Here is a 530-nt window from a genome sequence, read left to right on the forward strand (position 1 = left end):
ATTATGGGATTCAAAAGTGACATCGAGATCGCACAGGAGTGCACAATGGCTCCGGTAACGGAGATCGCGGCAAAGGCTGGGATCGATGAGAAGTACCTGGAGCAGTACGGAAAGTACAAAGCAAAGATCGATTACAACATGTTGAAAGAGACAGATAAGAAGGACGGCAAGCTGGTGCTGGTGACGGCCATCAACCCTACGCCCGCAGGGGAAGGGAAGACGACGACGACGGTGGGGCTGGCAGACGGTCTCCAGAAGATCGGCAAGAACGTCATGGTAGCCCTGCGTGAGCCTTCCCTGGGGCCGGTGTTCGGCGTGAAGGGCGGAGCGGCAGGCGGCGGATACGCCCAGGTAGTGCCCATGGAGGACATCAACCTCCATTTCACCGGTGACTTCCACGCCATCGGAGCGGCGAACAACCTGCTGGCAGCCATGCTCGATAACCATATCTATCAGGGCAATGCCCTGAACATCGACCCCAGGAGGATCACCTGGAGGAGATGCGTGGACATGAACGACAGACAGCTCCG

Annotated in this window: 1 protein-coding gene; it reads left to right on the forward strand. The window is 57.5% G+C overall.

Going from position 1 to position 530, the window contains the following annotated elements:
- Positions 1-3 precede the first annotated feature (3 nt).
- On the forward strand, positions 4-530 hold a 527-nt coding region (locus LQE92_RS14400), incomplete at its 3' end, for a formate--tetrahydrofolate ligase (protein ID WP_231063612.1).

The organism is Lientehia hominis (assembly GCF_021044755.1).
GTDB classification, from domain to species: Bacteria; Bacillota; Clostridia; order Lachnospirales; family Lachnospiraceae; genus Lientehia; species Lientehia hominis.